The 18,006-nt window shown below is 60.8% G+C and carries 17 protein-coding genes; 8 read left to right on the plus strand and 9 right to left on the minus strand.

Features of this window, described 5'->3' with window-relative positions; all coding sequences use genetic code 11:
- The first annotated feature begins 14 nt into the window (after positions 1-14).
- Together LNV08_RS02610 and LNV08_RS02615 are read left to right on the plus strand one after the other, a co-directional pair.
- Positions 15-299, plus strand: a complete 285-nt coding sequence (locus LNV08_RS02610) for a hypothetical protein (RefSeq protein WP_263532309.1) — start codon at positions 15-17, stop codon at positions 297-299.
- Between the two features lie 35 nt (positions 300-334).
- Entirely contained in the window at positions 335-616 is a 282-nt protein-coding gene (locus tag LNV08_RS02615) for a hypothetical protein (protein ID WP_263532084.1), read from the plus strand.
- A gap of 9 nt (positions 617-625) precedes the next feature.
- On the opposite strand, the gene fnr is transcribed toward LNV08_RS02615, so the two are convergent.
- Entirely contained in the window at positions 626-1,360 is a 735-nt protein-coding gene (gene fnr / locus LNV08_RS02620; protein WP_263532085.1) for a fumarate/nitrate reduction transcriptional regulator Fnr, read from the minus strand.
- 179 nt (positions 1,361-1,539) lie between these two features.
- Between fnr and hemN the strand changes: the two genes are divergently transcribed.
- From hemN to icd, 3 genes are all read left to right on the plus strand, one after another.
- A complete protein-coding gene (gene hemN, locus LNV08_RS02625; protein WP_263532086.1) occupies positions 1,540-2,970 on the plus strand; it encodes an oxygen-independent coproporphyrinogen III oxidase in 1,431 nt (476 codons plus the stop codon).
- Positions 2,970-3,683, plus strand: coding sequence for a sulfite exporter TauE/SafE family protein (locus LNV08_RS02630; protein ID WP_263532087.1), 714 nt, complete (start codon positions 2,970-2,972; stop codon positions 3,681-3,683). The genes hemN and LNV08_RS02630 overlap by 1 nt, the downstream gene beginning before the upstream one ends.
- Before the next feature lie 131 nt (positions 3,684-3,814).
- Positions 3,815-5,068, plus strand: a complete 1,254-nt coding sequence (gene icd / locus LNV08_RS02635) for an NADP-dependent isocitrate dehydrogenase (RefSeq protein WP_263532088.1) — start codon at positions 3,815-3,817, stop codon at positions 5,066-5,068.
- Between the two features lie 110 nt (positions 5,069-5,178).
- Here icd and LNV08_RS02640 read toward each other — a convergent pair whose 3' ends face one another.
- Together LNV08_RS02640 and LNV08_RS23040 are read right to left on the minus strand one after the other, a co-directional pair.
- Positions 5,179-7,425, minus strand: a complete 2,247-nt coding sequence (locus tag LNV08_RS02640) for an NADP-dependent isocitrate dehydrogenase (RefSeq protein WP_263532089.1) — start codon at positions 7,423-7,425, stop codon at positions 5,179-5,181.
- Positions 7,426-7,800: 375 nt separating this feature from the next.
- Positions 7,801-8,220, minus strand: coding sequence for a cold-shock protein (locus tag LNV08_RS23040; RefSeq protein WP_273599269.1), 420 nt, complete (start codon positions 8,218-8,220; stop codon positions 7,801-7,803).
- Positions 8,221-8,297: 77 nt separating this feature from the next.
- On the opposite strand from LNV08_RS23040, the gene clpS reads away from it, so the two are divergent.
- Complete coding sequence (clpS, locus tag LNV08_RS02650; protein ID WP_263532090.1) at positions 8,298-8,654, plus strand: ATP-dependent Clp protease adapter ClpS; 357 nt, start codon at positions 8,298-8,300, stop codon at positions 8,652-8,654.
- Positions 8,651-10,966 carry an ATP-dependent Clp protease ATP-binding subunit ClpA gene (clpA, locus tag LNV08_RS02655; protein ID WP_263532091.1) on the plus strand — a complete coding sequence of 772 codons (2,316 nt, stop codon included), beginning with the start codon at positions 8,651-8,653 and terminating at the stop codon, positions 10,964-10,966. Before clpS ends, clpA begins: the two co-directional genes overlap by 4 nt.
- A 171-nt stretch (positions 10,967-11,137) precedes the next feature.
- Here clpA and LNV08_RS02660 read toward each other — a convergent pair whose 3' ends face one another.
- From LNV08_RS02660 to LNV08_RS02685, 6 genes are all read right to left on the minus strand, one after another.
- Positions 11,138-12,964 carry a hypothetical protein gene (locus tag LNV08_RS02660; RefSeq protein ID WP_263532092.1) on the minus strand — a complete coding sequence of 609 codons (1,827 nt, stop codon included), beginning with the start codon at positions 12,962-12,964 and terminating at the stop codon, positions 11,138-11,140.
- A gap of 104 nt (positions 12,965-13,068) precedes the next feature.
- Entirely contained in the window at positions 13,069-13,854 is a 786-nt protein-coding gene (locus LNV08_RS02665) for a zinc-dependent peptidase (protein ID WP_263532093.1), read from the minus strand.
- The gene (locus tag LNV08_RS02670; protein WP_263532094.1) at positions 13,854-14,663 is read right to left on the minus strand and encodes a UDP-2,3-diacylglucosamine diphosphatase; all 810 of its coding nucleotides are present in this window, start codon (positions 14,661-14,663) and stop codon (positions 13,854-13,856) included. The genes LNV08_RS02665 and LNV08_RS02670 overlap by 1 nt, the downstream gene beginning before the upstream one ends.
- Positions 14,650-15,156 (minus strand): peptidylprolyl isomerase, encoded by a 507-nt coding sequence (locus LNV08_RS02675; RefSeq protein WP_263532095.1) that lies wholly within the window; start codon positions 15,154-15,156, stop codon positions 14,650-14,652. Before LNV08_RS02675 ends, LNV08_RS02670 begins: the two co-directional genes overlap by 14 nt.
- Positions 15,156-15,740 (minus strand): peptidylprolyl isomerase, encoded by a 585-nt coding sequence (locus tag LNV08_RS02680; RefSeq protein ID WP_263532096.1) that lies wholly within the window; start codon positions 15,738-15,740, stop codon positions 15,156-15,158. The genes LNV08_RS02675 and LNV08_RS02680 overlap by 1 nt, the downstream gene beginning before the upstream one ends.
- A 121-nt stretch (positions 15,741-15,861) precedes the next feature.
- Positions 15,862-16,401 carry a tetratricopeptide repeat protein gene (locus LNV08_RS02685; protein ID WP_263532097.1) on the minus strand — a complete coding sequence of 180 codons (540 nt, stop codon included), beginning with the start codon at positions 16,399-16,401 and terminating at the stop codon, positions 15,862-15,864.
- Positions 16,402-16,617: 216 nt separating this feature from the next.
- On the opposite strand from LNV08_RS02685, the gene cysS reads away from it, so the two are divergent.
- Entirely contained in the window at positions 16,618-18,006 is a 1,389-nt protein-coding gene (gene cysS / locus LNV08_RS02690) for a cysteine--tRNA ligase (protein ID WP_263532098.1), read from the plus strand.

Raw genomic sequence — 18,006 nt, forward strand, 5'->3', positions numbered from 1 at the left:
TTTGGAAAAGAATCATGACTGAGCATCAAAATATCAATTCGCCCGCTTCATCGTCTTCATTGGGCTCAACTTCGGCCACTGCCGCCGCTGTTGTAGCGCCCGAGGCGACGCGCCCTTGGTGGCGAGAGCCGGTGATGTGGTGGGTGGTGGGCGGCCCGTCCTTGGTCGTGGTGGCGAGTTTCATCACCCTTGGCTTGGCGCTGCGCTATCCCGATCCCGTACTGCAAGAGCAGGCGTCTGCCAAAGCCATGCAGCCTGCGAAAGAGGCTCGCAATCACGCCGCGACAGGTGGGAAATGAGCGATTCGCCCACCCCAGCTTCAGACTCGAGCCCAGTGCCAACTGATCGTTCGACCCTGGGCCGGGTCGCGATGGCGGTGGTGTGGCCCTCGTTCTTGATGGCCGGGGTGCTGACGGCACTGGTGTTTGCGCTGGTCGATCCGGGTGATCTGACCTGGTTTGGCGGCGCGCCGGTCGAGTTGCCGCGCCAAGCGGTCTATACCCTGGGATTTTTGCTGTTCTGGCTGATCATCAGCCTAGCGGCCAGTTTGAGCGTGCTGATGGCCACTTTGCCGGAGCTGCCGCAGGACCGGCACCCGCGCGCCTGGCCCCGCTGAGTTTGCGTCTTAGCAGGTGGTGCTATTGACCAAGCGCTGCAAGCCGGCTTGGTCGAGGATGCGCAACTGGCGCTGTTTGACTTCCAGCAAACCGTCGTCCTGGAACTTCGAGAAAGTCCGGCTGACCGTCTCGAGCTTCAAGCCCAGGTAGCTGCCGATTTCTTCGCGTGTCATGCGCAGCACCAAGGCGGCAGCGGAGAAGCCGCGCGCTTGCAGTCGCTGGGTCAGGTTCAGCAAAAAAGCGGCCAGCCGTTCTTCGGCCCGCATGCTGCCCAGCAGCAGCATCACGCCGTGATCGCGCACGATCTCGCGGCTCATGATTTTGTGGAACTGGCGCTGCAAGTCGGTGAATTCGCGCGACAACTCTTCCAGTTGCTCGTATGGGATCACGCAGACCGAAGAATCCTCCAGCGCCACCGCGTCGCAGCTGTGGCGATCGGTGCTGATGCCGTCCAGGCCCAGCAACTCGCCGGCCATTTGAAACCCGGTGACTTGATCTCGGCCGTCCTCTGAGGTGACGCAGGTCTTGAAAAATCCTGTGCGCACAGCGTACAAAGAAAGAAAACTGTCGCCGCTGCGAAACAAAGTGTCGCCACGTCCGACTTGGCGGCGCGTCGCGACCAGCTTGTCAAGTTGCTCCAAGTCGCCCGACGACAGTCCCACCGGCAAGCACAACTCGCGCAGATTGCAACTCGAGCAGGCAACCTTCAGGGGTTCGATTTTGATCGGGATGGTGGCGTTCATTTGGCTCTTTTCAACTGACGCGCCGCCGTAACAGCGGGGCGGCGGATCTTTGGGGAAATTGGCTCCCGAGATCATCAGCCTGATGTATCTCAAGAACTGCTGCATTGTTGGCCTCACCAAGCAGCTTAAGCTTGATCTTGATCAAGGGGTGAAAGCAAACTCTTGGCAAAGTATGCGCCATGGTACAGATCATTCACGCTAGCCCCGCCTTGGGTTCCGTCCAAGCCTCGGACAGTATCAGCGAAGAGCTGTTGCGCCGCTTCGATGTCTCAGGGCCGCGCTACACCTCCTACCCGACCGCAGACCGGTTTGTCGAAGCCTTCTCGGCCGATCAGTACACGCAGGCCTTGCAGCAAAGAGCAGGTGGCTCCTTGGGCAGTGCCTCGCCTTTGTCGCTGTACATCCACATTCCGTTTTGCGAATCGGTCTGCTACTACTGTGCTTGCAACAAGGTCATCACCAAGCACCATGACAAGGCGGTCGAGTACCTGCAGGCCCTGGTCACCGAGATGGACCTGACGCTCGCCCATCTGGGGCGCGGAGCGGCGGTGTCGCAACTGCATTTGGGCGGCGGCTCACCGACCTTTTTGAGCGACGCCGAGTTGACTCAGTTGATGCTCGCACTGCGCGAGCGTTTTCGTGTGGCGCCTGGGGCCGAAGTCTCGATCGAAGTGGATCCCCGCACGGTCACCAAGGACCGGCTCAAACATCTGCGTGAACTGGGCTTCAACCGACTCAGCTTTGGCGTGCAGGACTTTGACGCGGCGGTACAAAAAGCCGTGCACCGAGAGCAGAGCTACGAGAGTGTCGAGGCCTTGATGATCGCCTCGCGCGAGCTGGGTTTCGAGTCCACCAATGTCGATTTGATTTACGGTCTGCCGCTGCAGACGCCGGATTCGTTCGCTCGCACGATTGCTCAAGTTGGGGCCTTGAAGCCTGACCGAATCGCGCTGTACGGCTACGCCCATCTGCCGCAGCGCTTCAAGCCGCAGCGCCGCATCGACACGGCCCAACTGCCGCCGGCCGGCGACAAGGTCGCGATGTTGGCGGGGGCCATCGCCGGCTTCCAAAGCCATGGTTACAGCTATATCGGCATGGATCACTTCGCCTTGGCCACCGATTCCTTGGCTGTGGCCAAGCGGCAAGGGCGTCTGCACCGCAACTTCCAGGGTTATAGCACTCAGCCGGATTGCGATCTGGTGGCGCTGGGCGTGTCGGCGATCGGCCGTGTCGGTGCTTGCTATAGCCAGAACGCGAAGACGCTGGACGAGTACTACGACGCGCTGCGCCAAGGCCAGTTGCCTATCGTGCGCGGCTTGGCTCTGAGCCGTGACGACATCGTCCGGCGTGCGGTCATCATGGCCTTGATGTGCCAGGGCAGGTTGGAGTTTGAGTCGATCGAGTTGTCACACTTGGTTGATATGCAGGCCTATTTCAAGCCTGAGTTGGCGCGCATGGCTGAGTTGGCCGAACAAGGCCTGGTGACGCTGGAGCCGGGTGCGATTCAAGTCACGCCCATGGGTTGGTATTTTGTGCGCGCGGTTGCCATGGTGTTTGACCGTTATCTGCAAGCCGACCGGAGCCGCGAGAGATTCTCTAGAATCATTTGATGCTTGATGTCGCTTTAGCCGGTTCGGCCCTGCTGATGGGGCTGGCCGGCACTCCCCATTGTTTGGCCATGTGCGGCGGCGCCAGCACTGCTATTGCGGGCCCATCGCGTTCTGCCATGCTCGGCTTTCAGCTCGGGCGTTTGTTCAGCTATGCCCTCGCAGGGGGATTGGCCGCAGCCAGCGTGGGCTTGTTGGCTCAATGGGGGCAGGCCTCGGCCTTGTTGCGCCCACTCTGGGTCCTGCTGCATGTGGCGGCTTTTCTGCTCGGCTTGGCCTTGCTTTGGCATGGGCGCCAGCCGGCCTGGCTCGAAGGCATTGGCCAACGTATCTCCAACGGCATTCGCCCCTCGGTGACCTCGTCCTTGGACGGTTTGAAGGGGGGCGGCATGATCTTCGCTCGGCCCGCACGAGCCGGCATGCTTGGGCTTGCCTGGGCCGCTTGGCCCTGCGGACTGTTGCAGTCAGCCTTGCTGGTGGCGGCCTTGGCCTCGGGGCCGGCCCAGGGAGCGGCGGTGATGGCGGTGTTTGCGATGGCTTCCGGCTTAGGGTTGGCTTTGGGGCCGCTGCTCTGGGTCAAACTGCAAGGGCAGGGCGGTGCGGCGGTCGCAGGCATGCGCTGGTCGGTGCGGCTCAGCGGCCTGGGTTTGGCGGCCGCTTCTGGCTGGGCCTTGGGCCATGGTGTTTGGGCGCAGGTCGTCGCGTTCTGCCAATGAACTGGGGCGTTCGGGTCGCTGGCACGTAGGAGCTTGACGCGACACTGGGAGTAACCGGCGTTTCAAGCGGGCATAGCTCGCATAGAATAAAAAGCGAATTTTCTCAATCACGCTCCGTGGAGACGACATACATGTACCAACACATCAAGGTGCCCGAGGGTGGGCAGAAGATCACCGTCAACGCTGACTTCTCGCTCAACGTGCCCGATCAGCCCATCATTCCTTTCATCGAAGGCGACGGTACTGGTCTGGACATCACCCCGGTGATGATCAAGGTGGTTGACGCGGCTGTGGCCAAGGCTTACGGCGGCAAAAAGCAAATCCACTGGATGGAAATCTACGCCGGCGAGAAGTCGACTAAGGTCTATGGCCCTGACGTCTGGCTGCCGGCCGAGACGCTGACGGTGCTGAAGGACTATGTCGTGTCCATCAAGGGGCCGTTGACTACGCCAGTGGGCGGCGGCATTCGTTCGCTCAACGTGGCACTTCGTCAAGAGCTGGACCTGTATGTGTGCCTGCGCCCAGTGCGTTACTTCCCTGGCGTGCCTTCGCCCGTGAAAGAGCCCCACAAGACCGATATGGTGATCTTCCGCGAGAACTCGGAAGACATCTACGCCGGCATCGAATTCGAAGCCGAGAGTGACAAGGCCAAGAAGCTGATCAAGTTCTTGCAAGAGGAAATGGGCGTCAAGAAGATCCGTTTCCCCGAGACTTCGGGCATTGGCGTCAAGCCGGTGTCGATTGAGGGCACCGAGCGTCTGGTGCGCAAAGCGATCCAGTACGCGATCGACAATGACAAGCCCAGCGTCACCATCGTGCACAAGGGCAATATCATGAAGTACACGGAAGGTGGCTTCCGTGATTGGGCCTACAACCTGGCACAAAAGGAATTCGGCGCCGAGTTGATCGACGGCGGCCCATGGTGCAAGCTCAAGAATCCTAAGACCGGTAAAGACATCATCGTCAAGGATTCGATCGCCGACGCCTTCTTGCAGCAGATCCTCTTGCGCCCGGCCGAGTACTCGGTGATTGCCACGCTGAACCTGAACGGCGACTATGTGTCTGACGCCTTGGCTGCTCAAGTGGGCGGTATCGGCATTGCCCCAGGCGCGAACCTGAGCGACTCGATCGCGATGTTTGAAGCCACGCATGGCACGGCGCCTAAGTACGCCGGCAAGGACTATGTGAACCCGGGTTCAGAGATCCTCTCGGCCGAAATGATGTTGCGTCATATGGGCTGGCTGGAAGCGGCCGACCTGATCATTGAATCCATGGGTAAATCGATTCTGAGCAAGCGGGTCACTTATGACTTTGCGCGCCTGATGGACGGTGCGACGCAAGTCTCCTGCTCGGGCTTCGGCGCGGTGATGATTGAGCACATGTAAGCTGACCGCCGGCGTTTGCTGGCGGACAAAAGCCCCGTTCTCCTGTGGAGAGCGGGGCTTTTTTACGTGCAGTGCACGAGAGAACAGCCGCCAATTTGGCGGCTTTGGCTTCAGGCCTGTAGCGCGGCCGAGGCTGCCAAGGCTGCGTTGAGCGTCGTGCTTGGGCGCATCACGGCTTGGGTCTTCACCGGGTCGGGCAGGTAGTAGCCGCCGATGTCGGCTGCTTGGCCCTGAATGACCTGGAGCTCGTCCACGATCTTCTGCTCATTGTCGGCAAGCGTCTTGGCCAGCCCCGTGAAGTGGGCGGCCAATGTGCTGTCCTCGGTCTGGGTCGCCAGTTCCTGCGCCCAGAACATCGCCAAGTAGAACTGGCTGCCGCGATTGTCTAGCTGACCCGTCTTGGGCGAAGGGTTCTTGTTGTTGTCGAGCAGCCGTCCCGTGGCCGCGTCCAGCGTCTTCGCCAGCAGCTTGGCGCGTGCGTTGTCGGTCTTGATGCCAAGATCTTCCAAGGACACTGCCAAGGCCAGGAATTCACCCAACGAGTCCCAACGCAGATGGTTTTCTTCGACCAACTGCTTGACGTGCTTAGGGGCCGAACCGCCGGCACCGGTCTCGTACATGCCGCCACCGGCCATCAAGGGCACGATCGACAGCATCTTGGCCGAAGTACCGAGTTCCATGATGGGGAACAAGTCGGTCAGGTAGTCGCGCAAGATATTGCCGGTGACCGAGATGGTGTCCAAGCCGCGCACGACGCGCTCCAAGGTGTAACGCATGGCGCGCACCTGCGACATGATCTGGATGTCCAGACCCGTCGTGTCGTGATCCTTCAGGTAGAGCTTGACCTTTTTGATCAGCTCGTTTTCATGCGGGCGGTACGGGTCCAGCCAGAACACGGCCGGCATGCCAGAGTTGCGTGCGCGCGTGACGGCGAGTTTGACCCAGTCGCGCACCGGCGCGTCTTTGACCTGGCACATGCGCCAGATGTCGCCGGCCTCGACGTTTTGGCTCAGCAGTACTTCGCCGGTGGCGAGGTCGGTGATGTTGGCCACGCCGGCCTCAGGCGCCTCGAAGGTCTTGTCGTGCGAGCCGTACTCCTCGGCCTGCTGCGCCATCAAGCCCACATTGGGCACGGTGCCCATGGTGGTGGGGTCGAAGTTGCCGTGCCATTTGCAGAAGTTGATCATCTCCTGATAAATGCGCGCAAAGGTCGACTCGGGCATCACGGCTTTCACGTCCTTCGGCCGGCCGTCTGCGCCCCACATCTTTCCGCCCATACGGATCATCGCCGGCATCGAGGCGTCGACGATGATGTCATTGGGCGAGTGAAAATTGGTGATGCCTTTGGCCGAATCGACCATCGCCAACTCGGGACGCTTTTCATGGCAAGCGTGCAGGTCACGCATGACTTCCTCGCGCTGCGAACTGGGCAGCGTGGCGAGCTTGTCATACAGATTGACCATGCCGTTGTTGACGTTGACGCCGAGCTCCTCGAAGAGTTGGGCGTGCTTGGCGAAGGCCTCCTTGTAGAAGATGCGCACGCAGTGGCCGAAAACGATCGGGTGCGAGACCTTCATCATCGTGGCCTTGACGTGCAGCGAGAACATCACGCCATGCTTGTAGGCGTCTTCAATCTCTTGCTCATAGAACTCGCACAGCGCCGTCTTGCTCATGAACATCGAGTCGATGATCTCGCCATCTTTCAAGGACACCTTGGGTTTCAAGATGATGGTCTGGCCGCTCTTGGTCACCAATTCCATCTTGACGTCGCGCGCTTTGTCCAGCGTCATCGACTTTTCGCCATGGTAGAAGTCCCCGTGGTGCATGTGCGAGACGTGGGTACGCGAAGCTTGCGCCCAATCGCTCATCGAGTGAGGGTGCTTGCGGGCGTATTCCTTGACGGCACGCGGCGCGCGGCGGTCGGAGTTGCCTTCGCGCAGGACCGGGTTGACGGCGCTGCCGGTGCACCTGGAGTAACGTGCGCGGATGGATTTTTCTTCCTCGGACTTCGGGTCTTCCGGGTAGTCGGGGATGGCAAAACCCTTGGACTGCAATTCGCGGATGCAGGACTGCAGCTGACCCACCGATGCGCTGATATTGGGCAACTTGATGATGTTGGTGTCGGGCAGCAAAGTCAGGCGCCCCAGCTCGGCCAAGGTGTTCGGCACGCGCTGGGCTTCACTCAGGTATTCAGGGAACTCGGCGAGCACGCGCGAGGCCACCGAAATATCGCTCTCCTCGATCTGGATACCAGCGGGCGCCGTAAAGGTGCGGATGATGGGCAGGAAGGCGCAGGTCGCCAACAAGGGGGCCTCATCGGTGAGGGTGTAGATGATGGTCGGCTGCTTGGTGGTCATTCACAAATCTCCGGAAAGGGCTGCTGAGTGTTGCATCGTTTGAGCTGATGGCTTTTGGCTTTGCGCGATTGGTTTGCGCAGACCCGTCACTGTGCCATCGGTTGCTGATACAGGTCTGACGGATGGGTCAAGCGGCCTGCATTCTACGGACAGGGCTTCATAGTTCCCAGGTATGTCTGCGGGCGCCGTGGCGGTGAGCTCGCACGGATGGCCCAAATGCGTGACCGGTTTGATGTGGCTGAGGGAGCTGGCGCGACCCGTTTGCAAGGCCGCGTCCCCTGCTGTGAGCAGCCGGATTCAAGCCGCTTTCGCAAAAGACCGGCGAGCGCTGAGGCGCCCTGAGCGCTCGCCTTGTTCTAGTACTCGTGCGGAGGTTCAGGCCATTTCACTCAACTCGCTCAATGCCTTCGCTTGGGCCGAGCTCTGATTTGCAGGTGCATCCATCGGGGTGATGTTTTGCGCCAGCTGGCCCTTGGGGCCTTGGATCAATTCATAGCTGACCCGCCCGCCTTGCGGCAAAGTTCGAAAGCCGTCCATTTGAATGGCTGAAAAATGGGCGAACACATCGTCCCCACCGGCTTCTGGTTCGATAAACCCGAAACCTTTTGCATCGTTGAACCACTTGACTGTCCCAAAGGCCATATCGACTCCTTCCCCATATTCAAGGTGCTGTTTGCACCGCCGCGAATTTTCAAATTCGGGCGAAGGGGTGTCAATTCGGGGCCTGCCCGAATGGGGCAGACCCTTGGTTGCGCGGAAGTTTGTGAAAAAAGCCTGTGCCAAGGGCCAATTCAAGGCTTGCAATCGACCATGAAGGCGCAAGATGTAGTCAGGTCTAAGCGAGGCTTGGGCCTAGTCGATAGAATCAAGACATGCCAGATATCCCCAGCCAACCGCCAGTACCTCCGCCCATTCAACCGGGTCGCGATAGCTCTGACGGCACCACAATCCTCGAGCGCGCGACCCAGAAAACCGAACCTCCGCGGCTCTATCAAGTCCTGCTGCTGAATGATGACTTCACGCCAATGGAATTTGTCGTGATGGTTTTGCAGGAGTATTTCCGTCATGACCTGGATACAGCAACCCAGATCATGCTAAAAATCCACCACGATGGTCGTGGGGTGTGCGGCGTCTTCAGCAAGGACGTCGCAGCGACGAAAGTCGAGTTAGTGCTGGCCGCCGCAAGGCGAGCCGGCCATCCTTTGCAGTGCATTATGGAGGCCGCATGATTGCGCAAGAGCTTGAAGTTAGCCTGCACATGGCGTTCGTCGAGGCGCGCCAGCAGCGCCACGAATTTATTACCGTCGAGCACTTGCTGATGGCGTTGTTGGACAACCCTTCAGCAGCCGAAGTGCTGCGGGCTTGTTCGGCCAATCTTGATGATTTGCGCAAGAGTTTGGCGCAATTCATCAAGGAAAACACGCCGACCGTGGGCGGCTCGGATGAGGTGGACACGCAACCCACGCTGGGCTTTCAGCGCGTGATTCAGCGCGCCATCATGCATGTGCAATCCACCGGCAGCGGCAAGAAGGAAGTCACCGGCGCGAATGTGCTGGTGGCGATCTTCGGCGAGAAAGACTCGCACGCCGTCTACTATTTGCACCAGCAAGGCGTGACGCGCTTGGACGTGGTGAACTTCATTGCCCATGGCATCAAGAAGTCGGACCCACCCGATGCGCCCAAGGGCGCTGATGGCGCCGCTAACCCCGAGGCTGAGCGTGAAGATGGCGAAGGGCAGGGCAAGGGCTCGCCTTTGGATCAGTTCACCCAGAACCTGAATCAACTCGCCAAAGACGGCAAGATCGATCCGCTGATCGGCCGTGAGCTGGAAGTCGAGCGCGTGGTGCAAGTGCTGTGCCGCCGGCGCAAGAACAATCCGCTGCTGGTCGGCGAGGCCGGCGTTGGCAAGACCGCGATCGCCGAGGGCTTGGCCTGGCGCATCACCGAGGGGCAAGTGCCCGACGTGCTGGCCGAGGCGGTGGTTTATTCACTCGATATGGGCTCGCTGTTGGCGGGCACCAAGTATCGGGGTGACTTCGAGCAGCGTCTGAAGGCGGTCTTGAAGCAGTTGAAAGATCAGCCCAACGCGATTTTGTTCATCGATGAAATCCACACCTTGATCGGTGCCGGTGCGGCCTCGGGCGGTACGCTGGACGCCAGCAACTTGCTCAAACCGGCGCTGTCGAGCGGCGCCATGAAGTGCATCGGTGCGACCACCTTTACCGAGTACCGCGGCATCTTTGAAAAAGACGCGGCGCTGAGCCGGCGCTTCCAGAAGGTTGACGTGGCCGAGCCATCGGTCGAGCAGACGATCGAGATTTTGAAGGGCCTGAAGTCGCGCTTCGAGGAGCATCACAGCGTCAAGTACGCTTTGGGCGCCTTGCAGGCGGCGGCCGAGTTGTCAGCCAAATACATCAATGATCGGCATTTGCCCGACAAGGCGATCGATGTCATCGACGAGGCCGGCGCCGCTCAGCGCATCTTGCCCAAGAACAAGCAAAAGAAGACCATTACGCGAAGCGAAGTCGAGGACATCGTCGCCAAGATTGCGCGCATCCCGCCGGCCTCCGTGTCCAGCGACGACCGCAGCAAGCTGAAGTCTTTGGATCGCGACCTCAATAGCGTGGTGTTTGGTCAGGGGCCGGCGATTGATGCCTTGGCTGCTGCCATCAAGATGGCGCGTTCGGGCCTGGGCAAGCCGGACAAGCCGATCGGCAGCTTCTTGTTCAGCGGCCCGACCGGTGTGGGCAAGACCGAGGTGGCCAAGCAGTTGGCCTATATCTTGGGCATCGAGTTGATCCGCTTCGACATGTCCGAGTACATGGAGCGTCATGCGGTCAGCCGCTTGATCGGCGCGCCTCCGGGTTATGTCGGTTTCGATCAGGGTGGCTTGTTGACCGAAGCCATCACCAAGAAGCCGCATGCGGTGCTCTTGCTCGATGAAATCGAGAAAGCGCATCCGGATGTCTTCAATGTGCTGCTGCAGGTGATGGATCATGGCTCGCTGACCGACAACAACGGGCGCAAGGCTGACTTCCGCAATGTCATCATCATCATGACGACCAATGCGGGCGCCGAGACGATGAACAAGTCGACCATTGGCTTCACCAACTCGCGCGAGCAGGGTGATGAGATGGCCGATATCAAGAAGTTGTTCTCGCCCGAGTTCCGCAATCGCTTGGACGCCACCGTGTCCTTCCGTGCGCTGGACTCTGAGATCATCATGCGCGTGGTCGACAAGTTCCTGCTGCAACTGGAAAGCCAGTTGCAAGAGAAGAAGGTCGAGGTTACCTTCAGCGACAAGCTGCGCAAGCATTTGGCGGTCAAGGGTTTCGATCCGCTGATGGGTGCGCGGCCTATGCAGCGCCTGATCCAGGACACGATTCGGCGCGCTCTGGCCGATGAGCTGCTGTTCGGTCGCTTGGTGGACGGTGGGCGTTTGAGCGTGGACGTGGACGATGAGGGTCAGACCTTGCTCGACATCCAGCCGCTCAAGGTGCGCGACAACAAGCCCAAGGCAGAGCCGGCCACGGCCAGCTGAGTTGCTGCGTTAGTCAGTTGTAAAAAGAGACCCTGCGGGCTAGCCGGTGGCTTATCGTGTTGACGAGCTGCCGGGCTTCTTGAGCCGATTGGCGTACTGATTGACGGCCGCATCCTCCCATGAGGGTGCGGCTTTTCTCATTGGGCCGCGTGAGCCGCCGGATGTTGCGGGTTACGGTTGGAAGTAGATGATGTCCTCCAGTGCTACCGGTCCCTTCGCCAACCCCATCCGCATGGCAGGCGTCTCGTCCTTTTTGTCGGGCAGGCAGTAGTTGTGGGCCACCTTGAAGATAGTGAGCACCATGGCCAAGTTCTGGGGCTGGTAGGCTGAGTAGCCGTACCACATGCGACGGTCCGCGCTGGCGGTGGCGTAGGGGCGCTCCGCCAGAGTGAGGCTCCGGCGCACCCGCATGAAGAAGCGGTCGACGGCGTGAAGTGAACCGCGCAGGTACAGCCGAGCGGCATGCTTGAGTTGCTCCTCCCGCTTGTCGGGGTCTGCCTCGGGCCGGTCGATGTCTGTGAGCCAGCAGATACGCTTGTCCGGCTCGGCCATGGTCGGAGCAGGATGGGTCAGCCACCGGTCGTCCCACTTACCCAAACTTTTCATCCGCTCCATCTCATCCAGCGCAAGCCGGATTTCGGCATCTCGTTGGGACGCCGACTTGCCCCCGAGCGCGGCAATTGCCTCCGCCAAGCGCTTTCTGGCCTTCGAGACCGCCACCTTTTTCTCGTCGATGGTCGACTCCTTCATAACCTTAACGAACCAGGCATCCGCCCGGCGCAGCTTGACCTGAGTGTGGAAGGCGGCCATAAAGGCCGCCCGGAAGCCTGAGTCCTGGTCGAGGTAGCACCGGACCTTTGGGGCATGCCCAATCAGCCGCGACAGGGCCAGGAAATGGGCATAGACGGTGTACTGATCGCGTACCTCCACGCCGGTCGTTGGCAGAGTCTGGTCGAAGTCCATTCCGACCACCTCCTCAATGTCGTCCCGGACAGAGGCATCCTCATAGGTGTCCGCGATGGCCGCGCCCAGCGGGTCTGGCACGTAGGCGCCGACCTTCTTGGGCTTCTTGGCGTCCTTGCGAGCTTGGGCTTCCCTAACCGCGCCCTCGTAGTCGGATCGGAGCCAGAGACGGGCGAAGCGCCGGTATGGCTGGGGCTTGCCTGGGTCGCCCAGGCCTACAGCCTCAGCGTCGACCTTGTCCAAGTCAAGGCTCGGGTCGAAGTTCAGGTCCATGCCGAAGACGTATCCGCTGGTCAGGTCGGCTGTGGCGATGGCCTGCAGGGTGATGTTGCGCCGGTCCCGGCGATTGCTCCAGTTGACTGCGAGCGTTTGCCGGTCGGTGGCCAGGTAGAGCTTGGGTAGGTCCATCTCTGGGAGTCGACGCTCCCGCTCACCAGCGAAGGCCTGGCACTGCCGGTACAGGAAGGCAATTTTGCCGTAGAGGCTGTGCCTGTCCATCTGGGTGATCCAGGCCATGCGCCGCAGCGGTACCTTGCTGATGAGCAGGGCGAAGACCTCCCGGTTCTTGTGAGCCATCCGTTGCTTCTTCGTGCTCTTGCCTCGTCCGGAGAACGTTTTCTTGCACCCGTTACAGCGATAGCGAGGTGTGCCGGCGGCGGTCTTGCCGAACTGGACGTACGGGCTGTCAGGGGTAGAGAGGGGAACACCGAACGATGCGCACGCCTCGTTGGCGCAGGCGGGTTCGGACGGTGCCTGCAGATAGTTGGTGACCCGAGCCAGTTCCTCATGCAGCGATTGGTTGCTGCGCATGGGAAGGATTTCGCCGCACAGACCGCACTTCAGTTGCGGCTTGCCCCGTCCGGACGCCACCAGAACGTAGTCGCCAGGCTGCGACGGGGCACCAGGCGCTCGCTTCACCCGGTGGGTCGTCTCGGCCACGCCGAAGTTCCCGCATTTGGGGTTTTTGCAGAAGTTGACGTTCAGGCCCTCAAACGGGGCAGGCGCTCGATGGCCTGAAGGAGAAATCTTGGCCAAGAAAAATGCCCTCGCGACGGTCTGTCTACGAGGGCACTCTACCGAACTAGGTCGGCAATATCAACACGATAAGCCACCGGCTAGCCCTGCGGGGTCTCTTTTTTTTAGCCGGCCGGATCTTGCTTGAAGAAGTCGGCGAGCAGCCGGTACAGCGCCGGTTGTTCGCCCAGCAGCGCCCGTGGTGCTACAAAGAAGGCCTCGACCGCGACGGCGAAGAACTCCTCCAAGCTCTCGGCGCCATAGGGGTCTATCAGCGTCGCGGCACCTGCATCGACGCGAGCGCAAAACCACTGCCACTCCGCTTCGATCACTGCCAGCCAGCGCGCGTGAGCCGCCTTGTCAGCCTGGCGCGGTACGCCGTCGGCCCAACCCCCGTGCATATCGATGATGTGGGCGAATTCATGGATGACGACATTGAAGATCGCACCATCTGCGGAAGCGCTGCCCGGATCAGGCTCGAAGGCCGACCACACCAGCATCAGCGGGCCACCTTCCATTGCCTCGCCGGCCAGTTCTTCTTCGAATTGGTGGACCACGCCGTCCTCGTCCATGAACTCGCGCTGGGCCACCACCTCGTCGGCATGGATGACGATGCCGACAAAGCTCGCGTACCAGTCCAGGCCTAAGCGCAGCACCGGCAGGCAGGCCTGCGCCGCGACGGCCAGCGCGATGTCATCGCTGACCTCGAAGCCGGCCACCCCGTGGAACTCTTTTTCAGCCAGGAATAGCGAGCACAGTCGGCGCAACTCGGCCAAATCGGCAGCGCTGCGCTGCGCCAAGAAGGGGTAGCGCAGCAAGGTCAACTGCCAAAGTGGCTCGGGGATGGGGTGGCGGCGTAGTGTGCGCGCCTCAAGCTTAGCGGCCCAAGCCTGCTGCAGGCGGCGCCACATCAGGCCAGCGGGATGCGACGCAAGCCGGATGCACGCAGGCGCAGGACGTCGCCGCGCGGTGCCTCGGACTCGAAGTCCCAGTCCGACAAAACATGGCGGATCAGCCCCGGCGCCAGCACATGCTCGGCCGGCCGGTGGGTGTGACCGTGTATGAGTGCCTTGCAGTCGGTGGCCTTGAGCCAAGCCAGGCAGGCCTCGGTGTCAAGATCGGCCCACAAGTCCTCTCGCTGCATCGCTTGCTGGGCCTTGCTACCGTCGCGCATCTGCTGGGCCAGTGCACGGCGAACGGCCAGCGGCTGCGCAAGGAATTGAGCTTGCCATTGCGGTGCCCTGACCTGCGTCCTGAAGGCTTGGTAAGCGCTGTCGGCCAGGCACAAGGCGTCGCCATGCGTGAGCAGCCAGCGTTGGCCAAAAGCGCACAGCACGGTGGGATCGCTCAAGGCCTGTGCGCCGCAGTCTTTGAGCATGTCGGGCCCCAGCAAAAAGTCGCGGTTGCCGGCCATGAAGTAGAGCTTCAAGCGTGCGCCGGCGCTGCGCAGAATCTCAAGGCAAGAGGCCTCGAAGTCATCAAAGCGGGCATCGTCGCCGACCCAAACCTCGAAGATATCGCCCAGCAGCAGCACAGCGTCCGCGCTGGTCTCTTGGAGATGCGCCTGCAATGCAGCCAGAGTCGCCGGCGTTTGCGGCGAAAGGTGCAGATCGGAGAGGAATTCGATGCGGCGCCACTCGGGCGGCGCCGTCAGCTCGTCAAAAGCCAGTGAGGGGGCCGCTTTTGCTGGCCCCGCATCAAGCGTCTTAGGCGAGTTCAACCGCGCGCTCAATGATCACGTCTTCAACCGGCACGTCACCATGACCGCCCGAGTTGCCGGTGCGGACCTTTTCGATCGCGTCCACGACTTCTTTGCCGGCGATGACCTTGCCAAATACCGCATAACCCCAACCGCCAGCGGTTTCTGATTTGAAGTTCAGAAAGTCGTTGTTGGTGGTGTTGATGAAGAACTGGCTGGAGGCCGAATGTGGCGCGCTGGTGCGGGCCATGGCCAGCGTGTAGTGCTCGTTCTTCAGGCCGTTATTGGCCTCGTTCTGGATCTCGCCGGTGGTCGGCTTTTGCTTCATGCCGACCGCGAAGCCGCCGCCCTGGATCATGAAGCGTTTGATCACGCGGTGAAACACCGTGCCGTCATAGTGGCCGCTGCGCACATAGGCGAGGAAGTTTTCGGCCGAGATCGGTGCCTTGGCCAGATCGACTTCGACAGTGATCAGGCCATGGTTGGTATGCAGTTCGACGGTTTTTGTGCTCATTATTTGGACTCCACAATGGCTTTGTTGATGATGACGGGTTTTAGGGGAATGTTTTGGTGCGGGCCACTATTGCCAACCGGCACCGAGCGGATCTTGTCGACCACATCCATGCCTTCGATGACCTGGCCGAACACCGCATAACCACCTTGGCCGCCGGGCGAATTGGCGGCGTCGAGGAAGGCGTTGTCGACGGTGTTGACGAAGAATTGCGAGGTGGCCGAATTGGGGTCGTTGGTGCGGGCCATGGCGAGGCTGCCGCGCAGATTCAACAGACCGTTATTGGCTTCAAGCGGGATCGGCGGCTTGGTCGGCCTTTGCTTCATGTCGACGCTGAAGCCGCCGCCCTGAATCATGAAGTTCTCAATCACCCGGTGAAAGATCAGCCCGTTGTAATGGCCTGACTTGACGTATTGTAGAAAGTTGGCGACCGTCTTGGGCGCTTTTTCGGCGTCGAGCAAGATGCGAATATCGCCCTCACTGGTGCTGAGCTTCACAGTCTGAGCCTGGGCTGCGAAGGCCGCCAAGGCAATGCCGGCTGCCAGCAGCAGGCGGCGAATCAAAGGGGTGCGTCTTGGAGCGTGCATAGATTCTGTTGTTGGAACAAAAGTCTGGGTGACTGGATTGTCACTCACAAGAAAGAGCTGGATCGTGCTCCGTTTGCATGACCCTCTCGAGGCGGGTGACGCGGCTTGATGACTCGGGCGCTCACTGCGCGGACAGCTTCAGGGTTTGCAGCAGCGCTTGCGTTTGCATCAGCTTGAGGCCCAGCGAGCTGGAGGGGGCGGTCTGGCTCGCTTGCGCGCGCAGATAAGCGCGGTGTGCTTGGCGAAGCAAGATGTCGCCCAGGTTCTCTTGCGCTTGAGCATGGCCAGGTTGCAGGGCCAGCGCTTGCTCCAGGGCCTGCTGGGCTAGATCCAACTCGCCCATGCCGGCATGCAGGACTGCAAGATTGTTAAATGGGTCGGCGAGATCTGGGAAGTCTTGCGTCAAGGCGGTGAAGATGGCGAGAGCGGCGGCGGGCTCGCCCAGCTCCATACGCATCACCCCCAGGGCGAAGCGAAGCTTCAATTCATGCGGCGTTTTTAGCAGGGCGGCCTCCAGCGTGGCGACCGCTTGCGGGCGTTGGCCGGCCAGCCATTGGCGCTGGGCGGCCTCGACGTCACCGGCGCGCGCCGAGCTCAAGGTGAGTAGCAATGCCAGCAGCAAAAATAAGGAGTTTGGCTTTATATATTTGCTAAATGGCATGAGGATTTGGGCTGGTTTTCCACCGCTTGCGCGCGCTAGATCAGGGTCAGTCCGGGCTTGAAAGACCGGGTCAACCGCTATACTGACGGCCATTCTACGGCGACCCGCCTGAAGCCGGACCGCTCTTGGGACGGCTTATGACGGGGCGCTTTGTAGGCCCCCATGAACCGCAGGCCAGCCCGTCGGCACCTTGCCGACGTAGCCCCCGAGAGCTCCATGTCCCTTCGCATTTACAACACGCTGACCCGCGCGGTGCAGCCTTTTGAACCCCTTGAGCCCGGCCACGCACGCATGTATGTGTGCGGCATCACGATTTACGATCTTTGCCATGTCGGTCATGCGCGGATGATGGTGGCGTTCGACCTGATCTATCGCTGGTTGCGTGCGAGTGACTACCGGGTTACTTATGTGCGCAATATCACCGACATCGATGACAAGATCATCCGCCGCGCGCTGGAACGCGCTATTCCGATTCGCCAGTTGACCGAGGAAATGGTCGCGGCCATGCATGCTGATCTGGATGCCCTCGGCGTCGAGCGGCCCACCCATGAACCTCGCGCGACCGAGTTTGTGCCGCAGATGTTGTCCATGATTGGTGCGCTTGAGGGCAAGGGTCTGGCCTATCGCGCCAGCAATGGTGACGTCAATTATTCGGTTCGCAAGTTCGAGGGTTACGGCAAGCTGAGTGGTCGTTCGCTGGACGACCTGCGCTCGGGTGAGCGGGTGGCCGTTGACGAGGGCAAGCAAGATCCGCTCGACTTCGTGCTCTGGAAGGCTGCCAAGGCCGAGGAGCCCGAGGACGCCAAGTTCGCCTCGGACTACGGACCCGGCCGGCCCGGTTGGCATATCGAATGCTCGGCCATGGCCTGCGCGCTCCTGGGCCAGCAGTTCGACTTGCATGGCGGCGGTGCCGATCTGCAATTCCCGCACCACGAGAACGAAATTGCCCAGAGCGAAGGTGCTAGCGGCCTGCCGCCTGCCACCATCTGGGCGCACAACGGTCTTTTGAATGTGGATCAGGTCAAGATGTCCAAATCCCTGGGCAACTTCTTCACGATCCGCGAAGTGCTGGCGCGCTATGACGCCGAGACGCTGCGCTACTTCATGCTGCGCACCCATTACCGCAGCCCCTTCAATTTCAGCGATGTGAATCTGGATGACGCTCGCGTCGCGCTGTGCCGCTTGTATACCGCGTTGGATGGTTTGGATTTGCCGGCTGCAGACGGGGCGATTGATTGGACGCATCCGCAAGCGGCCGCCTTCCGCGCCGCCATGGATGATGACTTCAATACGCCGGGGGCGATTGCGGCGCTGTTCGAGTTGGCCGCACAGGTCAATCGCAGCGCTTCGGTGACCGACGCCGCTTTGTTGAAGAGGCTGGGTGGCGTGCTGGGTGTGTTGCAGCAGCGGCCGCGTGACTATCTGCAGAACGGTGGTGTTAGCAGTGCTCTGGACGAGGCGGCGATAGAGCAGCAAATTGCCGCGCGTGCGGCGGCCAAGGCGGCGCGGGACTTTGCCGGCGCCGACCGGATTCGCGCCGAGTTGCTGGCCGCAGGCATCGTCTTGCAGGATTCTGCCAGCGGTACGACCTGGATGAAGGCCTGA

Origin of the sequence: Paucibacter sp. TC2R-5, from assembly GCF_025717605.1 — a bacterium.
Classification (GTDB): Bacteria; Pseudomonadota; Gammaproteobacteria; order Burkholderiales; family Burkholderiaceae_C; genus Paucibacter_A; species Paucibacter_A albus.

Bases quoted from the DNA above. Each gene is read 5' to 3' on its own strand.
- cysS (WP_263532098.1), top strand. From the start codon at position 16,618: ATGTCCCTTCGCATTTACAACACGCTGACCCGCGCGGTGCAGCCTTTT.
- LNV08_RS02685 (WP_263532097.1), bottom strand. From the start codon at position 16,401: ATGCCATTTAGCAAATATATAAAGCCAAACTCCTTATTTTTGCTGCTG.
- LNV08_RS02680 (WP_263532096.1), bottom strand. From the start codon at position 15,740: ATGCACGCTCCAAGACGCACCCCTTTGATTCGCCGCCTGCTGCTGGCA.
- LNV08_RS02665 (WP_263532093.1), bottom strand. From the start codon at position 13,854: ATGTGGCGCCGCCTGCAGCAGGCTTGGGCCGCTAAGCTTGAGGCGCGC.
- fnr (WP_263532085.1), bottom strand. From the start codon at position 1,360: ATGAACGCCACCATCCCGATCAAAATCGAACCCCTGAAGGTTGCCTGC.
- LNV08_RS02640 (WP_263532089.1), bottom strand. From the start codon at position 7,425: ATGACCACCAAGCAGCCGACCATCATCTACACCCTCACCGATGAGGCC.
- LNV08_RS02675 (WP_263532095.1), bottom strand. From the start codon at position 15,156: ATGAGCACAAAAACCGTCGAACTGCATACCAACCATGGCCTGATCACT.
- clpA (WP_263532091.1), top strand. From the start codon at position 8,651: ATGATTGCGCAAGAGCTTGAAGTTAGCCTGCACATGGCGTTCGTCGAG.
- clpS (WP_263532090.1), top strand. From the start codon at position 8,298: ATGCCAGATATCCCCAGCCAACCGCCAGTACCTCCGCCCATTCAACCG.
- icd (WP_263532088.1), top strand. From the start codon at position 3,815: ATGTACCAACACATCAAGGTGCCCGAGGGTGGGCAGAAGATCACCGTC.
- LNV08_RS02610 (WP_263532309.1), top strand. From the start codon at position 15: ATGACTGAGCATCAAAATATCAATTCGCCCGCTTCATCGTCTTCATTG.
- hemN (WP_263532086.1), top strand. From the start codon at position 1,540: ATGGTACAGATCATTCACGCTAGCCCCGCCTTGGGTTCCGTCCAAGCC.
- LNV08_RS02630 (WP_263532087.1), top strand. From the start codon at position 2,970: ATGCTTGATGTCGCTTTAGCCGGTTCGGCCCTGCTGATGGGGCTGGCC.